Genomic DNA, 17160 nt, shown 5'->3' on the forward strand with positions numbered 1-17160 from the left:
GGTACGCGAACCGCAGCCGATTGTGACCCCCGACCCGGGCGAGTCAGGCCACGAGCAGTTGGTGGGTGGCCAGCTCCCGGTAGAGCGGGCTGGTGGTGGTCAGCTCGTCGTGCGCGCCGACCGCCACCACCCGGCCGCCGTCGAGCACCACGATCTGGTCGGCGTCCACCACGGTGGAGAGGCGGTGGGCCACGATCACCAGGGTGCGGCGCACCGCCACCGCGTCGATCGCCCGGCGCAGCGCCGCCTCGTTGCGCGCGTCGAGATTGCTGGTCGGCTCGTCGAGCAGCAGCACCGGCGGCCCGGCCAGCAGCGCCCGGGCGATGGCCAGGCGCTGCCGCTCCCCGCCGGAGAGCAGCACGCCACCCTCCCCCACCTGCACGTCCAGCCCGTCGCCGGTCCGGTCGGCCAGGTGGCCCAGGTTCACCTCGTCGAGCACCGCGCGCAGCCGGTCGTCGCCGGCGTCGGGCGCGGTGATGAGCAGGTTGTCGCGCAGCGTGCCGGCGAGCACCGGCGCCTCCTGCTCGACGTAGCCGAGCCGGGCGCGCAGCGCGTCACGGGGCAGCTCCCGCACGTCCACGCCGTCCAGGCGCACCGCGCCCTCGCCCACCTCGTAGAAGCGCTCGACCAGCGCCAGCAGCGTGGACTTGCCGGCGCCGGACGGACCGACCAGGGCGGTCCGGGTGCCGGCCGGCACGGTGAAGCTGACCTCGCGCAGCACCTTCGGACCGCCGGGGTAGCCGAAGCCGACCCGGTCGAACTCGACCCGCGCCGGCACGCCGGCGGCCGACGGGACCGGCCCGGCGGGCGGGTCGCCGGTCTCCTCGTCCGGCACGGCGAGGATCTCCTCGATCCGGGCCAGCGCGCCCAGGCCGCTCTGCAACTGGGTGTACGCGTGCACCGCCTGGCCCAGCGGCAGCACCAGAAAGAACAGGAACATCACGAACGCGACCAGGTCGCCGACGCTGATCGCCCCGGACGCCACCCGGGCCCCGCCCACGGCCAGCACCAGCAGGAACGCGCCCTGCACGGTGACCGTGCCGGCCGGGCCGACCACCGCCTCGGCGCGGGCCACCCCCAGCCCGGCCCGGTACGCCGCGGTCGCGCTCGCCACCACCGTGTCGGTCTCCCGGCCCTCGGCGCGGCTGGCTCGGATGGTCCGGGCCGCGGAGATCGCCCGCTCGACCGCCGAGGTCATCTCCCCGACGCGTTCCTGGGCGCGGCGGGCCAGCCCGCGCACCCGGCGCGCGACGGTGACCGCGAAGACCACGCCGAGCGCGACGGCGGCCAGCGTCACGCCGAACAGCAGCGGATCCAGCAGCAGCATCGCGGTGCCGGCGCCGAGCACCATCACCGCGCCGGTGACGGTCTCGAACAGGCCGGAGGTGACCACCGCCCGCAGCAGGGTGGTGTCGGCGCCCACCCGGGACAGCAGGTCGCCGGTGCGGCGCCGGTCGTACTCCACGATCGGCAGCCGCAGCAGGTGCCCGGCCAGCCGGCGGCGGACGCCCAGGACGAGCCCCTCCGCGGTGCGTTGCAGCAGGTAGTCGCGGAGCCCGCCGAGCAGCGCGCCGGCCACCACCAGGGCGACCAGCGCGGCCACCAGCGCGGCGGCCGGCCGGTCGGCGGTGATCCGGTCCAGCACGGTGCGGGTGAGCAGCGGCTGGGCGAGCGCGGCGGCGGACCCGGTGAGCGACAGCGCGCCCACCGCGACCAGGGTGCCGCGGTGGGCGCGCAGGTAGGGCAGCAACGCGGCGAGCCCCGGCGTCGGGCCGGCTTCGGCGGTCATCACCGAACCGTAGCCGGAGCCGCGCCGGATCAGCCGGTGAGCACCACCTGAAGCTCCGACCGGCGTCGCTCGGCCAGGTCGGTGAGCAGGGCCGGCGCCTCGTCCAGCGGCGCCACCGCGGAGACCAGGTGCTTGCGGATCTGGTCGCCGTACTGGCGCAGCAGCTCCACCGTCTCGGCGGAGAGCCGCTCCCGGTCCCAGGTCGGGGCGAGCCCGCGCGGCACCCGCCCGATCTGCGCGCAGCGCAGCGACAGCCCGTTGTGGTGGAACTCCTCGCCGAGCCGGACCGCGTCCGCGCCGCCCTGGTAGAAGGCCAGGTCGATCACCGTGCCCTGGGGTCGCAGCAGGCGCAGCGCGAGTTGCAGCGCCCAGTCCTGACCCCGGCACTGGAAGACCACGTCCGCGCCCCGGTCGCCGGCGGCGTGGTTCCACCGGGTCTTGAGCACCACCGCCGGGTCGTCCGCCTCCGGGTCGAGCGTCTCCAGGCCGAGCGCCTCGGCCACCTGCCGCCGCGCCGGGGTGGGGTCCACCACGACCACCGAGGCGGCGCCGTGCCGCCGGGCGAACAGGGCGGTGAGCAGCGCGACCACGCCGCTGCCGACCACCGCCACCCGCCGTCCCCGGACGCCGTCGCCGAGGGTACGCACGTCGGTGCCGCACAGGTCCGCCGCGGCGTGCAGCAGCCCGTTGGCGCAGATCGGTCCCATGTGCGCGACGTAGACGCCGAGCAGCGGGTCGAGGTCGTCGGGCAGCGGCACGAACCGCTCGGCGACCGGGTCGGCGACCCAGCCGCTGCGGTGGCCGTACGTCATCGCGCCGACCGTGCCCACCGCGACCGCCGGGGTGCGGCTCTCCACCACCCGACCGACCTGCATGTAGCCCAGCCGGGTGACCGGGTACGGGGTGCTCGCCTCACCGGGCCGGAACAGCCCGAGACCGGCGTCCCAGGTGACGTGCAGGTAGGGGTTGGTGCCCTTGACGAAACTCAGCTCGGTGCCGGCGGACACGCCGCTGAAGAGCGTCTCCACCCGGAACGTGCCGTCGCGCAGCTCGGCCGCGTCCTGCTCGACCAGCTCGACCCGGCCGGGCGCGCTGACCACCACCACCCGGTCACGCATCGACTCGCACCCCCGCGTCGGTCGACCGGGCCGCCGGGCCGGTCGGCAGCGCCACCGGGCGACCGGTCCGCGCCGACTCGGCCACCGCGAGCGCGAGCCGCTGGGTCCGCAACGCCTCGGCGTACGGCACCCGCACGTCGTCGCCGATGCCGCGCACCGCGTCGACGAAGGCCCGGTCGACGGCGACCCGGGCGGCGTCCGGGTCGGCGGGCAGGTGGCGTTCGCCGTCGGCGTCGCGGATCGTCAGGCCGTCCTCGGCCAGCGACAGCGCCAGCCCGTCGGCCAGGATCTCCAGGCCGGCCCGGTGCTTCCAGGTGAGCACGCAGGCCGCGGCGAGCGTGCCGACCGCGCCGGAGGCGAACCGCAGCGTGGCCGCGGTCACCGAGTCGATGTCGGCGCCGTCGACCGGCGGCGGGGTGCCGTCGCCGTACGCGGTCACCTCGGTGACCTCGCCGGCCAGCAGCCGGACCAGGTCGAGCACGTGCGCGGCCTGCTCCACCACCGGTCCGCCGGAGCGGTCCCGCCGCGCCCACCAGGCGACCGGCGGCACCTTGTCCAGCCACGCGCCGTTGACCATCCGCACCGGACGGTCGGCGAGCAGCCGCCGCGCCTCCTCCACCACGTGCAGGTAGCGCCAGTGGTGCCCGACGCCGGTGCGCAGCCCGGCCCGCTCGACCAGGCCGCCGATCCGCTCGGCGGTCTCCAGGTCGACCGCCACCGGCTTCTCCACGAACATCGGCACGCCGGCGGCGACGACCGCCTCCTCGGCCGGGCCGTGCGCGAACGGCGGCACGCACACGTAGACCGCGTCCGGACCGGCGGCGAGCAGCTCGGCCACGTCTGAGAAGATCCGACCGCCGTACGTGCCGGCGAGCGCCCGCGCCGCCTCCGGGGCCACGTCCGTCACGCCGAGCAGTTCCACGTCCTCGAAGCCCGTGAGCACGCGGGCGTGGCGTTGCGCCACCCCGCCGGCCCCGACCAGTCCCACCCGCATCCGACCGCCCTCTCACCGTGACTGACATGCTGCGCACAGCACTCCCCCCGGCGCTGACGCGGCAAACGCGACCTCGCGCGCAACGTGACGTTCATCCCCGTGATCACACCGTTGGGCAGGATCGGTTAGCGCGGGTTCCGAACTGGGAAACAGACACTTGCGATTCCGCAACTAATGGGGGGTGCCCGTGCGGGAATCAGATTCGACCGTCTCACCGGTGGTGGAGGCGTGGGCCACGTATCGCACCAGCGCGGCCGACGACTGGCCGGCCGACCGGCTGGTGCGGGCCAAGGGAACCAGCCGGGTCAGCGTGGTGCTGCCGGCGCGTGACGAGGAGGCCACGGTCGGTGCGATCGTGTCGACCATCCGGGAGCACCTGATGGACCGGGTGTCGCTGGTCGACGAGCTGATCGTGGTGGACTCGCGGTCCACCGACCGGACCGCCCAGGTGGCCCGCGCGGCCGGCGCCGAGGTGGTGGGGCAGGACGCGATGACCCGCGGGCTGCCGCGGTTGACCGGCAAGGGCGACGCGCTCTGGGCCGGGCTGGCCGCGGCCGAGGGGGACGTGGTCGCGTTCATCGACGCCGACCTGCGCGAGTTCCGGCCGCACTTCGTCACCGGCCTGCTCGGCCCGCTGCTCACCGACCCGGGGGTGGAGTTCGTCAAGGGCTTCTACCACCGTCCGCTGGTGGGTGCGACGAGTGTGGAGCCCGACGGCGGCGGGCGGGTGACCGAGCTGATGGCCCGGCCGCTGCTCAACCTGTTCTGGCCGGAACTGGCCGGCTTCGTGCAACCGCTGGCCGGCGAGTACGCGGGCCGCCGCGAGGTGCTGGAGCGGGTGCCGTTCGTCACCGGGTACGGCGTCGAGACGGCGATGCTCATCGACCTGCTGGAGCTGGTCGGGCTGGACGCGCTCGCCCAGGTCGACCTGGGCGAGCGCAAGCACCGGCACCAGGACACCGCCGCGCTGGGCCGGATGTCGGCGCAGATCATGCTGACCGCCTGGTCGCGGCTGCAACGACGCGGCTGGGCCGCGCCCGGCACCACCCCGACGCCGTTGCTGACGCAGTTCCGCCGGGGCGGCTCGGAGGCGCTACCCAACCTGGACCGGGAGATCGTGGTCAACGACGTCTCGGTCGAGGAACGCCCGCCGCTGGCCGAGCTGCGCCACCGCATCCCCCACCGACGGGTCGCCGCATGACCACCACTTCCGAGAGATGGGGCAGCGCATGACGCTCACCGTGCTGATGAACGCCGGTCCGTGGCTGTCCGTGCCGCCGCCGGGCTACGGCGGGATCGAGAACGTGATCGCCACGCTGGTGCCGGAGCTGCGCCGGCTCGGCGTCCGGGTGGTGCTGGCCTCGGTGGAGAGCAGCACGCTGCCGGTCGACGAGCGGATCTCGGTCTTCCCGGACGGCCAGTTCCCCGCCCTGCAGCGGCCGTACAACCAGGTCTGCGGCGTGTCCCAGGCGCACCTGGCCGGCGTGGTGCGGGCGCTGCACGCCCGCGACGACGTCGACCTGGTGCACGACCACGTGGAGGCGGTCGGCCTGGCCACCCTCGCCGCGATGGGCCCGGACGCGCCGCCGGTCCTGCACACCCTGCACTGGGACCTGGCCAAGCACCCCGAGCTGTACGGCAACCTGGACGGCGGCGACCGGGTGCGGGTCAACGGGGTGTCCGCCTCGCAACTGGCCCGGGCGCCGCGCGCGCTGCGGGAGCACTCGGTGGGCCACGTGCACCTGTCCACCCCGCTGGCGGTCGACGCGGACCGCCGCCCGGCGGTGGCGAAGGGCGACCACGCGGTGATCCTCGGCCGGATCAACCCGGGCAAGGGGCAGGACCTGGGCGCCCGGCTCGCGCACCGGGTCGGTTTCCCGCTGGTGCTGGCCGGCCCGGTCGGCCCGTACCACCGGCCGGAGGACCTGGCCGCGGCCGGCGACGAGGCCCGGCAGAACCCGGACGTGCGGTTCTTCCACGAGCAGGTCGCCCCGTACGTCGACGGTGAGCTGGTGCGCTGGGTGGGCACGGTGGCCGGGCAGGAGCGCGACGACCTGGTCGCCTCGGCCCGCGTGTCGCTGTTCCCGCTGCGCTGGGAGGAGCCCGGCGGCACGGCGGTGGTGGAGTCGTTGTCGCTGGGCACGCCGGTGGTGGCCACCGCCCGCGGCTGCCTGCCGGAGCTGATCGAGCACGGCCGCACCGGCCTGCTCACCACCGACGAGGAGGAGCTGGGCGAGCTGGTGCGCGCCGGCGGCCGGCTGGAGGCCGGCGAGTGCCGGCGGGTGGCGGCCGAGCGGTTCACCCCGGCCCGGATGGCCGAGCGGTACGTGGAGCTGTACGACCGGGTCCGCCGGGGCGCGGCGAGGCCGTTGCAGCTCGCCTGACCGCGCGAACGCCGGCCCGGACGCCCCCGCGCGTCCGGGCCGGCGGCGGTTTGCCCGCGACGGGTCCGGGAAACCGGCGGTCCCCACGGTGGCGAGGAGACCGGCGTGACGAACTCGACGGCGCACTCCCGGGCGCGGCGCAACCCGGCCGACGGCCGGGCGCCGGTGCGCCGGGCCGCCTCCGGCATCGCCGTGCTCCTGCTGCTGCTCGGCGCGCTGGGCTTCGTGCCCGGCATCACCGCCTCCTACGCCGACCTGCGGTTCGCCGGCCCCGGCTCGGGTGCCCGGCTGCTCGGGCTGTTCCAGGTCTCGGCGCTGCACAACCTCGTCCACCTGGTCCTCGGCGCGGCCGGGCTGACGCTGTCCCGCACCGTCGCCGGCGCCCGCGCGTTCCTGCTCGGCGCCGGCGCGGTCTATCTGGTGCTCTGGCTCTACGGCCTGGCCGTCGACCGGCGCAGCGCGGCGAACGTGCTGGCGGTCAATCCCGCCGACGGCTGGCTGCACCTGCTGCTCGGCGTCGCCATGCTGGCCCTGGGGCTGTTCACCGGGCGCCGCGAGCACCGCCGCTGACCTGGGCGGAGGAACACCGCCCGGCGGGGACGTGACGCGCCCGGCGCCCGGTTTCGGTCCTCCGGGGCCCGGGTACGTCGGTAGTCCTCCGACGAGTTGGAAACGAGGGCCCGATGTCGACCCGGATCAGGTGCGAGGTCCGTGACGAGTCCCCGGTCACCGTCGTCCGGTTGTCCGGCGCGCTCGACCTGGGGACCACCCGCGCGGTGCACGAGGTGCTGGACCGGTGCCTGGCCGCGCAGCCGGACGCGCTCGTGGTCGACCTGGAGGACGTCGACGTCGTCGAGCCGCTGGCGCTCTCCGTCTTCGCCGCCGCCTGCCGGCGGGCCGACGACTGGCCGGCGGTGCCGCTGGTGCTCTCCGCCCCGCCGCGGGACGTGGCGGCCTGGCTGAACGAGACCACCGCCTGCCGGGTGGTGCCGGTGCGCCGGGACTGCGCCGAGGCCGCCGCGCTGGCCGGCACCACCGCCGCGCCCCGGATGCGGGCCCGGCTGGAGCCGGTCGCGGGCGCCTGCCGCCGGGCCCGGGAGCTGGTCACCGAGGCGTGCGGCCGGTGGAACGTGCCGGAGCTCATCGGCCCGGCCTCGCTGGTGCTCAGCGAACTGGTCGGCAACGTGGTCCGGCACGCCGGCACGCCGATGCAGGTGACGCTGACGCTGCGCCGGCCGTACCTGCGGGTGGCGGTGATGGACGGCAGCCCGGCCGACGCGCGGGCCGCGACCGGTCGCGACCTGTCGGCCGAGGGCGGTCGCGGGCTGATGCTGGTGCGGGAGCTGACCCAGCGCTGGGGCAGCACGCCGGTCGGCGCCGGGAAGGTCGTCTGGGCCATGCTCCCGGCGAACTGACCGAATTCTCCGCTCTCGCCTGGTTTTATGGGCAGAGGGGACGGGTACGCGCGCCCGTCCTGTCTGTCGTCACACGGGGTGAGATGCCATGCCCAAGCGGGTAGTCACGGATCCGGCACACGACCGGGGGCCCGCGATCCTCGCGCCGGCCCGGTTCGGAGGGTATCCCGGCCCGGTCCGGGAGGCGGTGCACGGCAACTCGCTGTGGCGGCTGCTGCGGACCACCGACGCCAAGCTGATCGGCCTGCTCTATCTGGGCACGTCGTTCGCGTACTTCATCATCGGCGGGTTCATGGCGATGCTCATCCGGGCGGAGCTGGCGCGACCCGGGATGCAATTGCTCTCCCCGGAGCAGTACAACCAGATGTTCACCATGCACGGCACGATCATGCTGCTGCTGTTCGCGACGCCGATGGTGTTCGGGTTCGGCAACTACCTGGTGCCGTTGCAGATCGGCGCGCCGGACGTGGCCTTCCCACGGCTGAACGCGTTCGCGTACTGGCTGTACTTCTTCGGGGCCGCCATCACGGTCGGCGGCTTCTTCACCCCGCAGGGCTCGGCCGACTTCGGCTGGACCGCGTACACGCCGCTGAGCACCGCGCAGCACTCCCCCGGCGTCGGCGCGAACATGTGGGTGGTCGGGCTGGCCATCTCCGGTCTGGGCACCATCCTCGGCGCGGTCAACATGATCACCACGGTGCTGACCCTGCGGGCGCCCGGCATGACGCTGTTCCGGATGCCGATCTTCACCTGGAACCTGCTGCTCACCAGCCTCCTGGTGATCTTCGTGTTCCCGCTGCTGGCCGCCGCGCTGTTCGCGCTCGCCTCGGACCGGATCCTGCACTCGCACGTCTACGACCCGACGACCGGCGGGCCGATGCTGTGGCAACACCTGTTCTGGTTCTTCGGCCATCCCGAGGTCTACATCATCGCGTTGCCGTTCTTCGGCATCATCACCGAGATCATCCCGGTCTTCTCGCGCAAGCCGATCTTCGGCTACACCGGGCTGGTGCTGGCCACGCTCGCCATCACGGTGCTGTCGATGGCGGTCTGGGCGCACCACATGTTCGCCACCGGCCAGGTGCTGCTGCCGTTCTTCAGCATCCTCAGCTATCTGATCGCGGTGCCGACCGGGGTGAAGTTCTTCAACTGGATCGGCACCATGTGGAAGGGCCAGCTCACGTTCGAGACGCCGATGCTGTTCGCCGTCGGCTTCCTGGTCACGTTCCTGCTCGGCGGCCTAACCGGCGTGCTGCTGGCCAGCCCGCCGGTGGACTTCCACGTCACCGACTCCTACTTCGTGGTGGCGCACTTCCACTACGTGCTCTTCGGCACCATCGTGTTCGCCGCGTTCGGCGGCATCTACTTCTGGTTCCCGAAGATGACCGGCCGGTTGCTCGACGAGCGGCTGGGCAAGATGCACTTCTGGACCATGTTCATCGGCTTCCACGCCACGTTCCTGGTGCAGCACTGGCTCGGCGCCGAAGGCATGCCCCGCCGGTACGCGGACTACCTGCCCAGCGACGGCTTCACCGGGCTGAACGAGATCTCCAGCATCGGGTCGTTCGTCCTCGGGGCGTCCACGCTCTTCTTCATCTACAACGTGTGGAAGTCCTGGCGGTACGGCGCGATGGTCACCGTGGACGACCCGTGGGGCTTCGGCAACTCGCTGGAGTGGGCCACCACCTGCCCGCCGCCGCTGCGCAACTTCGACCGGATGCCCCGGATCCGCTCGGAGCGCCCCGCGTTCGACGCCAAGTACGGCCCGCTCGTCTCCGACCTCGGCCGGGACCTGCCGCAGCGCACCACCAAGCCGCCGCAGCGCCTCAGCGAGGAGTTCCACCACGTCACCCGGACGCCGGAGTCACCGGCCGCCGAAGGCGCGCACGGCGCCCGTGAGGCGGTGGAGTACCAGCCGGCACCGCAGTCCGGTGCCCGGCCGGTCGACGTGCCGGAGCCGGAGCAGGTGCGCCGGCCCAGCTTCGAGGAGACCGACGAGCCGGAGGAGACGATCCTCGGCGCCGACCGCGAGGAGCAGCCCAACGACCGCTGGCGGCACCCGCGCGGCCACGGCGACACCCCGGAGAACTGAAAGGCGGGGCCCCCGCTTAACGCCTACGGCATAGGAGGGGGCCCCGCTTAACACGGACACCGCACGCCGCGCTGCGCGCGGCGTGCGGTGCTCAGTCGGCGGCGGGCAGGCCGGCCGCGGCGAGCGAGCGGCGCACCGCCGGCTGCACCCGGGTCAGCCGCAGCGGCACCCCGGTCCGGGCGGCGGCGTCCCGGCCGGCCATCAGCGCGGCGATCCCGCCGGCGTCGAAGCCGCCGGCGCCCACCAGGTCGACCACCACCTCGCGGGGCTGCCCGGTGACCGCCTCCAGCACCGCCCGGCGCAACTGGTCGGCCCCGGCCCGGTCGATCTCGCCGCCGACCTCCACCACCACCCGGTCGCCGTTCTGCCGCACCGAGATCCGGGTCTTGGCCGGCTCGGCCTCGGCGGCGCCGTTCTGCCACGGCGGCGGCGCCTCGGCCAGCATCGCCTGGCGCAGCCAGGTCAACGCCCGGGACAGCAGCCGGGACACGTGCATCTGCGAGATGCCGAACCGGGCCGCGATCTCCGCCTGGGTCTGGTTGCCGTAGAAGCGCATGGCCAGGATCCGCCGTTCCCGCCAGGGCAGCCGGTGCAGCAGGCCGCTGACCGTGACCCGGTCGTCGACGGACTCCAGCGCGTTGTCGGACTCGCCCACCAGGTCACCGAACTCGGCCGAGCTCTCCCCGCCCACCGGCGCGTTCAGCGACGCCGGGCTGTAGCCGGCGGCCGACTCCAGCGCGGCGAGGATCTCCTCCTCCGGCGTCTCCAGCCGCTCGGCCAGCTCGGCCACCGAGGGCGCCCGGGACAGCTCGCTGGTCAGCGTCGCCGTCGCCTGCCCCACCTCGAGGATCAGGTCCCGCAGCCGGCGCGGCACGTGCACGCCCCAGGTGCGGTCGCGGAAGTGCCGCTTGATCTCGCCGACGATGGTGATCGCCGCGTACGCGGTGAACGAGCCGCGCTCCGGGTCGTACCGGTCGACGGCGTTGACCAGGCCGAGGCGGGCGACCTGCTCCAGGTCCTCCAGCGGCTCCCCGCGGCCCCGGTAGCGGCGGGCCAGCCGCCCGGCGAACGGCAACGCGAACCGGACCAGATCGTCGCGCGCCTCCTGCCGCCGCTCGGGTGGCAGGCCCTCGATCCGGGCCGCGTACGCGAGCGCCGCCGCGTCGAGGTCCTCCAGACCCCGGTCGGTGGTCGGTGGTGTGGGTGTGGCGGTCTGTCCGAACATCCGCGCCTCCCTCGCCGAAGGGTCCCCCGCCCGGTCGGAAACCGGTCGTGCGCGTGGTCGAGCCACGCACCGGGTGAGGAAGTTGGGTTACGTGACGGATTACGTCGGAAGCGGCGGCTGCCCGCCGTGCGGCGTCGTGGGCCGGTGCACGGCGAGCGGTCTTCCCGCTCCGTAGGTACTCAATCACGGACCGTAGGATCGCGAGGATGTTTCGCCAGGTTGCCGGTCAGCAGACCAGCAGCCCCTGGTGGGCGCCGGCGTCCCGGAGCGCGGCGAGGGCCTCGGTCATCCCCAGCGGCGGCGGCACGGGCAGGTCGCAGGGTTGGTTACGCAACACCTCCGTGGCACGTCGGGTCGGCACCGAGGCGACCGGGTAGCCGCGGGCCGCGCCCCGGTCGAGCGCCCGCCGCCGGCGTCCGAAGCCGGCCACCGCCAGCCACTGGGGCAGGCCGGCGAGCGCGGGCGACCGCAGTCCGGGCGGCTCGGGCAGCACGTCCACCGAGCTGAACGGCTCGCTGCCGGCCAGCCACCACTCGACGCCCTCCACCCGGCGGCGGGTGGCGTTCTCGCACCAGTAGGGCACCAGGCCGGCGCGCAGCACCTGCCCCGGGTCGAGCAGCCGGCCGCACTCCACCACCAGCCGGTCCCCGGTCTTGCCGGCCCGGCGCAGCCAGCGCCGGTACAGGTCGGCGGTGGCCGCGCTCAACGCGTCCGGCTGCGGGACGACCACCCGGTGCAGCGGGTGCCCGTGCCCGTCGCCCCACTCCCGCGCGCCGTGCTCGAAACCGGACTCCACGCCGTGCTCGGCGAACCCCGCCGACACGGTGACCTCCGGGGCGCGCCAGCGGGTCTCGTCGCCGCCGGCCGCGCGCAGCACGTGGCGCAGCGCGTGCGCGTCCGGGTGGAAGTCGACCGGGTCGAGGCCGCTGCCCGGACATCCGGCCTGGAAGCTGTGCCCGGCGCCGTCGTCCCGGACCGGCCACGTGCGCGCGTCGTGCAACAGCAGCACCGGCGCCGCCGGCTCCAGCCGGTCGGCCAGGAACCGCGCGTACGCCCCGGGCAGCGTCCGCCAGCGGGCGGTGAGCGTCACGGTGGCGCCGGCCGTCACGCCGCGGCTGGCCGGGCAGTGCACCTGGCGTACGTGCACCCGGGGGTTGCCGGCGAGCAGTCGCCCGGCCAGCGCCGCCCCGTGGTCGAGCGCGGCGTCGGGCCGGTCCACCGCACCCCGGCCCCACTGCGCCGTCAGGTCGAAGCCGGCGGGCAACCATGGGACGCCCAGCGCCACCGCGAGGTGGGCCGCCGCGCCGTGCGGCGAGCCGAGCACCGCCCCCGGCCAGCGCCGGTCCGGGTACTGGTCGACGAACCAGCCGGCGACCCGTTCCGTGTCGACCCGGGCCACCTGCGCGGCGGTCAGCGCGGCCCGGCCGGCGGCGCGGCTCGCGGCGGCGCGGCGGACCGGATCGGGCGTGCCGGGAAGCCGGCCGAGCGGCCCCGGGTGACCGAGGTCGCCGCAGTCGTCGCCGCGCAGCGCCCGGGCCGTCGCGGCGACCAGGGTACGGGCGGCGCTGCCCGCCGCCACCACCCGCTCGCCGGGCAGCCCGGCGTCCTCCGCCGGGCCCCGTCCGCCTCGTTCGCTCGCCACGCGGCCCGGCTTCCCGTCCCTCTGGGGTCTAAACGGGTCATCTCCCCACGGCGCGGACCAACGCCCGGTCGGGTGTCGTCGCGCCGCCGAACCGCCGTCGCGGGCGCAACGGCGCGGCGGTGCGGGTTTGGGCGTCGGCGGGACGGGCACTGCTCGGCGCATGCCCGACGACGAGAGCACCCCGGCGGCGACCATCACCCCGTACCGGGACGGACCGCTGCTGGTGCGCGGTGACTTCGCGCTGGTCACGCCGGAGGGCGAGCCGATCGAGCGGCGCCGGGGCACGGTGGCGCTGTGCCGGTGCGGCAAGAGCGCGATCAAGCCGTTCTGCGACGGCACCCACAAGGTCGCCAACTTCCGGGGTTGAGGCGGGGCCCCCGCTTAACGCTTCCGGTAGAGGAAGGGGCCCCGCCTAACGCCTCAGGCGGCGGCGAGGGCGCGTTCGGGCGCGCGCAGCGAGGACTCGCCGGCGGACCAGGCGGACAGCACGTGCTCGGCGAACACGCGGTCCACCGCCAGCCCGGCGGCCGCCCCGAACAGCACGTCGGCGGCCAGCGCCGGCTCCGCGCGGACCAACCCGCCGCACAGGTCGTACGCGGCGATCTGCTCGTGCACCGCGTCGGCCTCCACGTGCTCGTCGTAGAACCGGGTGGCCGTCGCGTCGAAGCCCAGCCGGCGCAGCCCGTTGCCGTAGCGGCGGTTCGGCAGCGACGAGGTCATCTCGTATGCGGCCAGGTGCCCGAGCAGCGCCCCGCGCAGCCGCCGGTGCAGCCCGAACAGCGACATCAGGTTGTTGACCGCCAGCGTGACCGCCGGCACCCGGTCCAGGTGGGCGGCGTACCCGGTGTCCAGCCCGAGCCGGTCCATGGTGGTGCGGAACAGCTCCGCGTGCATCCGGTCCAGCCGGCCGTTGCCGTACTCGTCCATCTGGATCTCGACGAGCGCCGCCTTCGCCGGCCCGCCGAGCCGGGGCAGCGCCCAACTGTGCGGGTCGGCCTCGCGCAGGTGGTAGATCGAGCGGTGGGTGACGAACTCGCGGAACTGATCGAGGTCGGCCCGGCGTTGCAGGGTGGCCGCGAGCGGCGGGCCGTCGTCGGCGGCGACCAGGTCGGCCAGCGTCGCCGGCAGCGCGGCGGGCAGCACCGCCGGCAGCGGGCCGGCGAGTCGCCGCAGGGCCGCCTCGAACAAGCGCTCGGCGCGGGCCCGCAGCGCCAGCAGGGACGGCTCCCACTCCCATTCCTCGGCGACGTCCCGCCAGCCCCGGTAGTGCAGTTCGTAGCAGAGGAAGAGGGTGAGCTGGAGGTCCTCGTCGGTCAGCGGCGCGGCCACCGCGGCGAATCCGTCGCCCAGCCCGGCCGGCAACTCGCCCGGCGAGCCGCGCAGCGCGTCGAGCAGCGCGGCGGAGACCGGCCCGCGCGCCGGCGGCAGCGGGGCGGGGCCGTAACGGCGATCGGTGGTGGACAAGCGGGACCTCCCGGGGCTGTCGAACACCTGTTCGCAGTGCCCCAGCCCAGGCCGGCTAAACGAGGTCCTCCGCCGCGATGGCCTCGGTCTGGATCACCCGCTCCCGCACCCGCCGGGCCGCGTCGCCGTCGGCCATCAGGCCACGAAGGTCGGCCAGCGCCGGCTCCGGCACGTCCAGCGGCACCGCCGGGTCCACCACCGCCTCCAGCACGCTGGGCCGGTCGGCCGCGAGCACCTCGTCCCACGCCGCGCCGACCAGGTCCGGGCGGTCCACCCGGACGCCGTGCAGGCCGAGCAGCCGCGCCCAACCGGCGTACGGCACGTCGGGCCGCCGGTCCACCGCCGTGCCCGGCGGCCGGCCACCGCCCACGCCGGACTGGTCCCGGTTGTTCAGCACCAGCACGACCAGGCGGGGATCCGGCCAGTCGGTCCAGTGGTGCGCCACGGTGATCAGCTCGGCCAGGCCGTTGAGCTGCATCGCCCCGTCGCCGAGCAGCGCGAGCACCGGCTGGTCCGGGTGGGCCAGCTTGGCGGCCACCGCGTACGGCAGGGCGCAGCCCATCGAGCCGAGCGTGCCGCAGAGCCGGGCCTGCACGCCGGGCGGCAGTTCCAGGTGCCGGGCGTACCAGTAGACGACCGAGCCCACGTCGACCGCGACCGACGCGCGCTGCGGCAGCCGGGCGGACAGCTCGCGGAGCACCAGTTGCGGGTTGATCGGCTCCGCCGGGGCGGCGGCGCGGTCCGCGGCGGCGGTCCGCCAGCGGTCCACCGCGCTCTCCACCACGCCGCGCCACTGCCGGTCGGGCCGCTCCGGCACCCGCGCCAGCAGCGCCCGCAGCGTCTCGGCGGTGTCGCCGACCAGCGGCACGTCGACCGGGTACCGGGTGCCGATCCGCCGGCCGTCGATGTCGATCTGGACGGTACGTACCTGCCCCGGCACCGGGAACCAGTCGGTCCACGGGTCGTTGGTGCCGACCATCAGCAGCGTGTCGCAGCCGCCCATGAGCTGCGCGGCGGCGGTGGTGCCGACCTCGCCGAGCACGCCGGCGTGGAACGGCAGCCGCTCGTCCAGCACCGGCTTGCCGAGCAGCGACGTGGCCACGCCCGCGCCGAGCCGGTCGGCGAGCGCGACGATCTCCTCGGCCGCGCCGTGCGCGCCCTGGCCGACCAGCAGCGCCACCCGGCGGCCGGCGCCGAGCAGCGAGGCGGCCGCGTCCAGGTCAGCCTCGTGCGGGAGCACCCGGGCCAGCGGCTCCCCGGGCGTGGCGGTGACCACGCCGGCGGTCTGCGGCAGCAGGTCCGGCGCGGCGGTCACCTGCAACGCCCGGGGCAGCACCACGCAGGTCGGGCTGCGTGTCGCCGCCGCCGTGCGGAACGCCTGGTCCAGCAGCGCCGGCACCTGTTCCGGGCTGCGGCCGTAGCGGACGAACTGGTTGCACACGTCGCCGAAGAGCCGGCTCAGCCCGATCTCCTCGTGCGCGCCGCCGAGCGGGCCGCTGACGTCCTCGCCGATGATCGCCACCACCGGCTTGCTGTCCAGCTTGGCGTCGTAGAGACCGTTGAGCAGGTGCACCGCGCTGGGCCCCTGGGTGGCCAGGCACACGCCGATGCCGCCGGTGAACTTGGCGTGGCCGGTGGCCATGTAGGCGGCGGTCTCCTCGTGCCGGGCCGGGACGAACGCCGGGTCGCCGCCCGCGTCGTCGAGCGCGGCCAGCAGCGGGGCGAGGGCCGCGCCGGGGTAGCCGAAGGCCCGCGGTACCCGCCAGGCCCGCAGGCGCTCGACCACCAGATCGGCGACGGTACGGTCAGCCATCGCCCCGCCCCGGGGTGCCCGCGTCGACGTACCGCAGCACCGCGCCGACCCCGTCGGTCAGCTCCGGCGCCTCCTCCGGCGCGAGCACGGTCAGGTCCGCGTCGGTGCCGATCAGCGCGCGCAGCAGCGCGGCGTCGGCGCGTACCTTCTGCGGGTCGGCCACCGACATGTCCGCGAGCTGCGCCGGGTCGGTGGCGATCTCGGTCGGCTCGGGGCCGACCCACAGCTCGCCGTCGGCGGACGCGTCGTCGACGAGCAGCATGGTGTCCACCTGGTTACGTTGCAGCGCGGCGACCACCGCGTCCAACCCGGCGCCGACGTCCTCCTGGACGCCGAAGCGGTCCAGCGCGGCGGCGATCCGCCGGTCGGCGACCTCGGCGACGGTCTGCACGGTGAGGTCGTCCATCAGCGTGTCGTCCGCGCCCCCGGTACGCGCCCCGGCGTCCGTGCGGACCAGCACGTCCTGCCAGCGCTCCGGGAGCTGGGCGGCGATCATGCCGGTGGCCCGGATGTCGCCGGCCACCACGACCACGTCGGCGCCGACGCGCTCGGCCAGGTCGGCGGTGGCCGCCGCGGCGTCGCCGGCGTTGTGGTGCCACGCCTCCATGGCGGCGCGCTGGTAGCGCGACTGCGACCAGCCGCCCGGCTGCGCCCGGCGCACCTGCCGGCTCTGCCGGCCGGTCACCTGGGCCCGCCGGGGGACCCCGCCGGCGCTGACCGCGACCGCGTCCGCGCCGGTGCGGTCGGCGAGCACCCGCACCCAGGCGACCTGCTCGCCGCGCTGGGCGACCAGCGGCATGGTGTGCGGCAGCGCGGCCCAGGTGGCCAGGTCGCGCAGCGGCGGCGCGGAGAGGTACTCGGTGAGCACCACCCGACCCCGGCTGGCGAAGACCGCGATGCCGTAGTCGCCGGGCATCGGCTCGTGCCGGCGTACGACCTCTTCCGCCGCCTCGACGGTGACCTGGTCGGCGCCCTGGGCCAACAGGTCACCCTTGAGCGCCCGCCAGCGCAGGTCGACCTGCGGGCGGGAGTCGTGGGTGTCCCGGGAGGCGTCCAGGTAGACCGAGCACCACGGCCCGGGACGGTCGTAGAGCGGGCGCAGGAAGGACAGCTGCATGCTCGACCCCTTTCCGGCTCGGCCGCACGCATACCCGGCCCCCGGCCGTTGTCACCTGCGTCCCGCGCCGGGGCGTGACCGCCGTTCATTCACGTCGTTCAACCCGA

The 17160-nt window shown here is 75.2% G+C and carries 14 protein-coding genes; 6 read left to right on the top strand and 8 right to left on the bottom strand.

Annotated features, from left to right (window positions below; translation table 11 throughout):
• Window positions 1-43: 43 nt before the first annotated feature.
• From H1D33_RS11465 to H1D33_RS11475, 3 genes are read right to left on the bottom strand one after another with little or no spacing between them, the layout of a single operon-like run.
• Window positions 44-1789, bottom strand: a complete 1746-nt coding sequence (locus tag H1D33_RS11465; RefSeq protein WP_181568078.1) for an ABC transporter ATP-binding protein — start codon at window positions 1787-1789, stop codon at window positions 44-46.
• 29 nt (window positions 1790-1818) lie between these two features.
• Entirely contained in the window at window positions 1819-2907 is a 1089-nt protein-coding gene (locus H1D33_RS11470; RefSeq protein WP_181568077.1) for a zinc-dependent alcohol dehydrogenase, read from the bottom strand.
• On the bottom strand, window positions 2900-3901 hold the full coding sequence (locus tag H1D33_RS11475; RefSeq protein WP_181568076.1) for a Gfo/Idh/MocA family protein: 1002 nt from the start codon (window positions 3899-3901) through the stop codon (window positions 2900-2902). The genes H1D33_RS11470 and H1D33_RS11475 overlap by 8 nt, the downstream gene beginning before the upstream one ends.
• 220 nt (window positions 3902-4121) lie before the next feature.
• Here H1D33_RS11475 and H1D33_RS11480 point away from each other — a divergent pair, with 220 nt between their 5' ends.
• From H1D33_RS11480 to ctaD, 5 genes are all read left to right on the top strand, one after another.
• Window positions 4122-5102 carry a glucosyl-3-phosphoglycerate synthase gene (locus H1D33_RS11480; RefSeq protein ID WP_246412236.1) on the top strand — a complete coding sequence of 327 codons (981 nt, stop codon included), beginning with the start codon at window positions 4122-4124 and terminating at the stop codon, window positions 5100-5102.
• A gap of 28 nt (window positions 5103-5130) precedes the next feature.
• Window positions 5131-6285, top strand: coding sequence for a glycosyltransferase (locus tag H1D33_RS11485; RefSeq protein WP_181568074.1), 1155 nt, complete (start codon window positions 5131-5133; stop codon window positions 6283-6285).
• Window positions 6286-6390: 105 nt separating this feature from the next.
• The gene (locus H1D33_RS11490) at window positions 6391-6855 is read left to right on the top strand and encodes a DUF4383 domain-containing protein (RefSeq protein ID WP_181568073.1); all 465 of its coding nucleotides are present in this window, start codon (window positions 6391-6393) and stop codon (window positions 6853-6855) included.
• Between the two features lie 113 nt (window positions 6856-6968).
• Window positions 6969-7700: an ATP-binding protein gene (locus H1D33_RS11495; RefSeq protein WP_181568072.1), complete on the top strand. Its 732-nt coding sequence runs from the start codon at window positions 6969-6971 to the stop codon at window positions 7698-7700.
• Between the two features lie 88 nt (window positions 7701-7788).
• Window positions 7789-9792: an aa3-type cytochrome oxidase subunit I gene (gene ctaD / locus H1D33_RS11500; protein WP_181568071.1), complete on the top strand. Its 2004-nt coding sequence runs from the start codon at window positions 7789-7791 to the stop codon at window positions 9790-9792.
• A gap of 91 nt (window positions 9793-9883) precedes the next feature.
• Here the strand turns inward: ctaD and H1D33_RS11505 are convergent, their stop codons facing one another.
• Window positions 9884-11017, bottom strand: a complete 1134-nt coding sequence (locus tag H1D33_RS11505; protein WP_181568070.1) for a SigB/SigF/SigG family RNA polymerase sigma factor — start codon at window positions 11015-11017, stop codon at window positions 9884-9886.
• A 226-nt stretch (window positions 11018-11243) separates the two neighbouring features.
• Window positions 11244-12659 carry a hypothetical protein gene (locus tag H1D33_RS11510; protein WP_181568069.1) on the bottom strand — a complete coding sequence of 472 codons (1416 nt, stop codon included), beginning with the start codon at window positions 12657-12659 and terminating at the stop codon, window positions 11244-11246.
• Between the two features lie 160 nt (window positions 12660-12819).
• On the opposite strand from H1D33_RS11510, the gene H1D33_RS11515 reads away from it, so the two are divergent.
• Window positions 12820-13026, top strand: a complete 207-nt coding sequence (locus H1D33_RS11515) for a CDGSH iron-sulfur domain-containing protein (RefSeq protein ID WP_181568068.1) — start codon at window positions 12820-12822, stop codon at window positions 13024-13026.
• Window positions 13027-13079: 53 nt separating this feature from the next.
• Here the strand turns inward: H1D33_RS11515 and H1D33_RS11520 are convergent, their stop codons facing one another.
• Genes H1D33_RS11520 through H1D33_RS11530 form a run of 3 tightly spaced genes read right to left on the bottom strand, consistent with a single transcriptional unit; the run spans window position 13080 to window position 17053 of the window.
• On the bottom strand, window positions 13080-14123 hold the full coding sequence (locus H1D33_RS11520) for an iron-containing redox enzyme family protein (RefSeq protein WP_181568067.1): 1044 nt from the start codon (window positions 14121-14123) through the stop codon (window positions 13080-13082).
• A gap of 55 nt (window positions 14124-14178) precedes the next feature.
• The gene (locus tag H1D33_RS11525) at window positions 14179-15936 is read right to left on the bottom strand and encodes a thiamine pyrophosphate-binding protein (RefSeq protein WP_181568066.1); all 1758 of its coding nucleotides are present in this window, start codon (window positions 15934-15936) and stop codon (window positions 14179-14181) included.
• Complete coding sequence (locus H1D33_RS11530; RefSeq protein WP_181568065.1) at window positions 15929-17053, bottom strand: baeRF2 domain-containing protein; 1125 nt, start codon at window positions 17051-17053, stop codon at window positions 15929-15931. The genes H1D33_RS11525 and H1D33_RS11530 overlap by 8 nt, the downstream gene beginning before the upstream one ends.
• Between the last annotated feature and the right edge of the window lie 107 nt (window positions 17054-17160).

Source organism: Micromonospora ferruginea (assembly GCF_013694245.2).
GTDB classification, from domain to species: Bacteria; Actinomycetota; Actinomycetes; order Mycobacteriales; family Micromonosporaceae; genus Micromonospora; species Micromonospora robiginosa.

What these genes read in the sequence shown, in the direction of transcription:
- H1D33_RS11465 (WP_181568078.1), bottom strand. Translation starts at nt 1,789, where the DNA reads ATGACCGCCGAAGCCGGCCCGACGCCGGGGCTCGCCGCGTTGCTGCCC.
- H1D33_RS11470 (WP_181568077.1), bottom strand. Translation starts at nt 2,907, where the DNA reads ATGCGTGACCGGGTGGTGGTGGTCAGCGCGCCCGGCCGGGTCGAGCTG.
- H1D33_RS11475 (WP_181568076.1), bottom strand. Translation starts at nt 3,901, where the DNA reads ATGCGGGTGGGACTGGTCGGGGCCGGCGGGGTGGCGCAACGCCACGCC.
- H1D33_RS11485 (WP_181568074.1), top strand. Translation starts at nt 5,131, where the DNA reads ATGACGCTCACCGTGCTGATGAACGCCGGTCCGTGGCTGTCCGTGCCG.
- H1D33_RS11495 (WP_181568072.1), top strand. Translation starts at nt 6,969, where the DNA reads ATGTCGACCCGGATCAGGTGCGAGGTCCGTGACGAGTCCCCGGTCACC.
- ctaD (WP_181568071.1), top strand. Translation starts at nt 7,789, where the DNA reads ATGCCCAAGCGGGTAGTCACGGATCCGGCACACGACCGGGGGCCCGCG.
- H1D33_RS11505 (WP_181568070.1), bottom strand. Translation starts at nt 11,017, where the DNA reads ATGTTCGGACAGACCGCCACACCCACACCACCGACCACCGACCGGGGT.
- H1D33_RS11515 (WP_181568068.1), top strand. Translation starts at nt 12,820, where the DNA reads ATGCCCGACGACGAGAGCACCCCGGCGGCGACCATCACCCCGTACCGG.
- H1D33_RS11525 (WP_181568066.1), bottom strand. Translation starts at nt 15,936, where the DNA reads ATGGCTGACCGTACCGTCGCCGATCTGGTGGTCGAGCGCCTGCGGGCC.
- H1D33_RS11530 (WP_181568065.1), bottom strand. Translation starts at nt 17,053, where the DNA reads ATGCAGCTGTCCTTCCTGCGCCCGCTCTACGACCGTCCCGGGCCGTGG.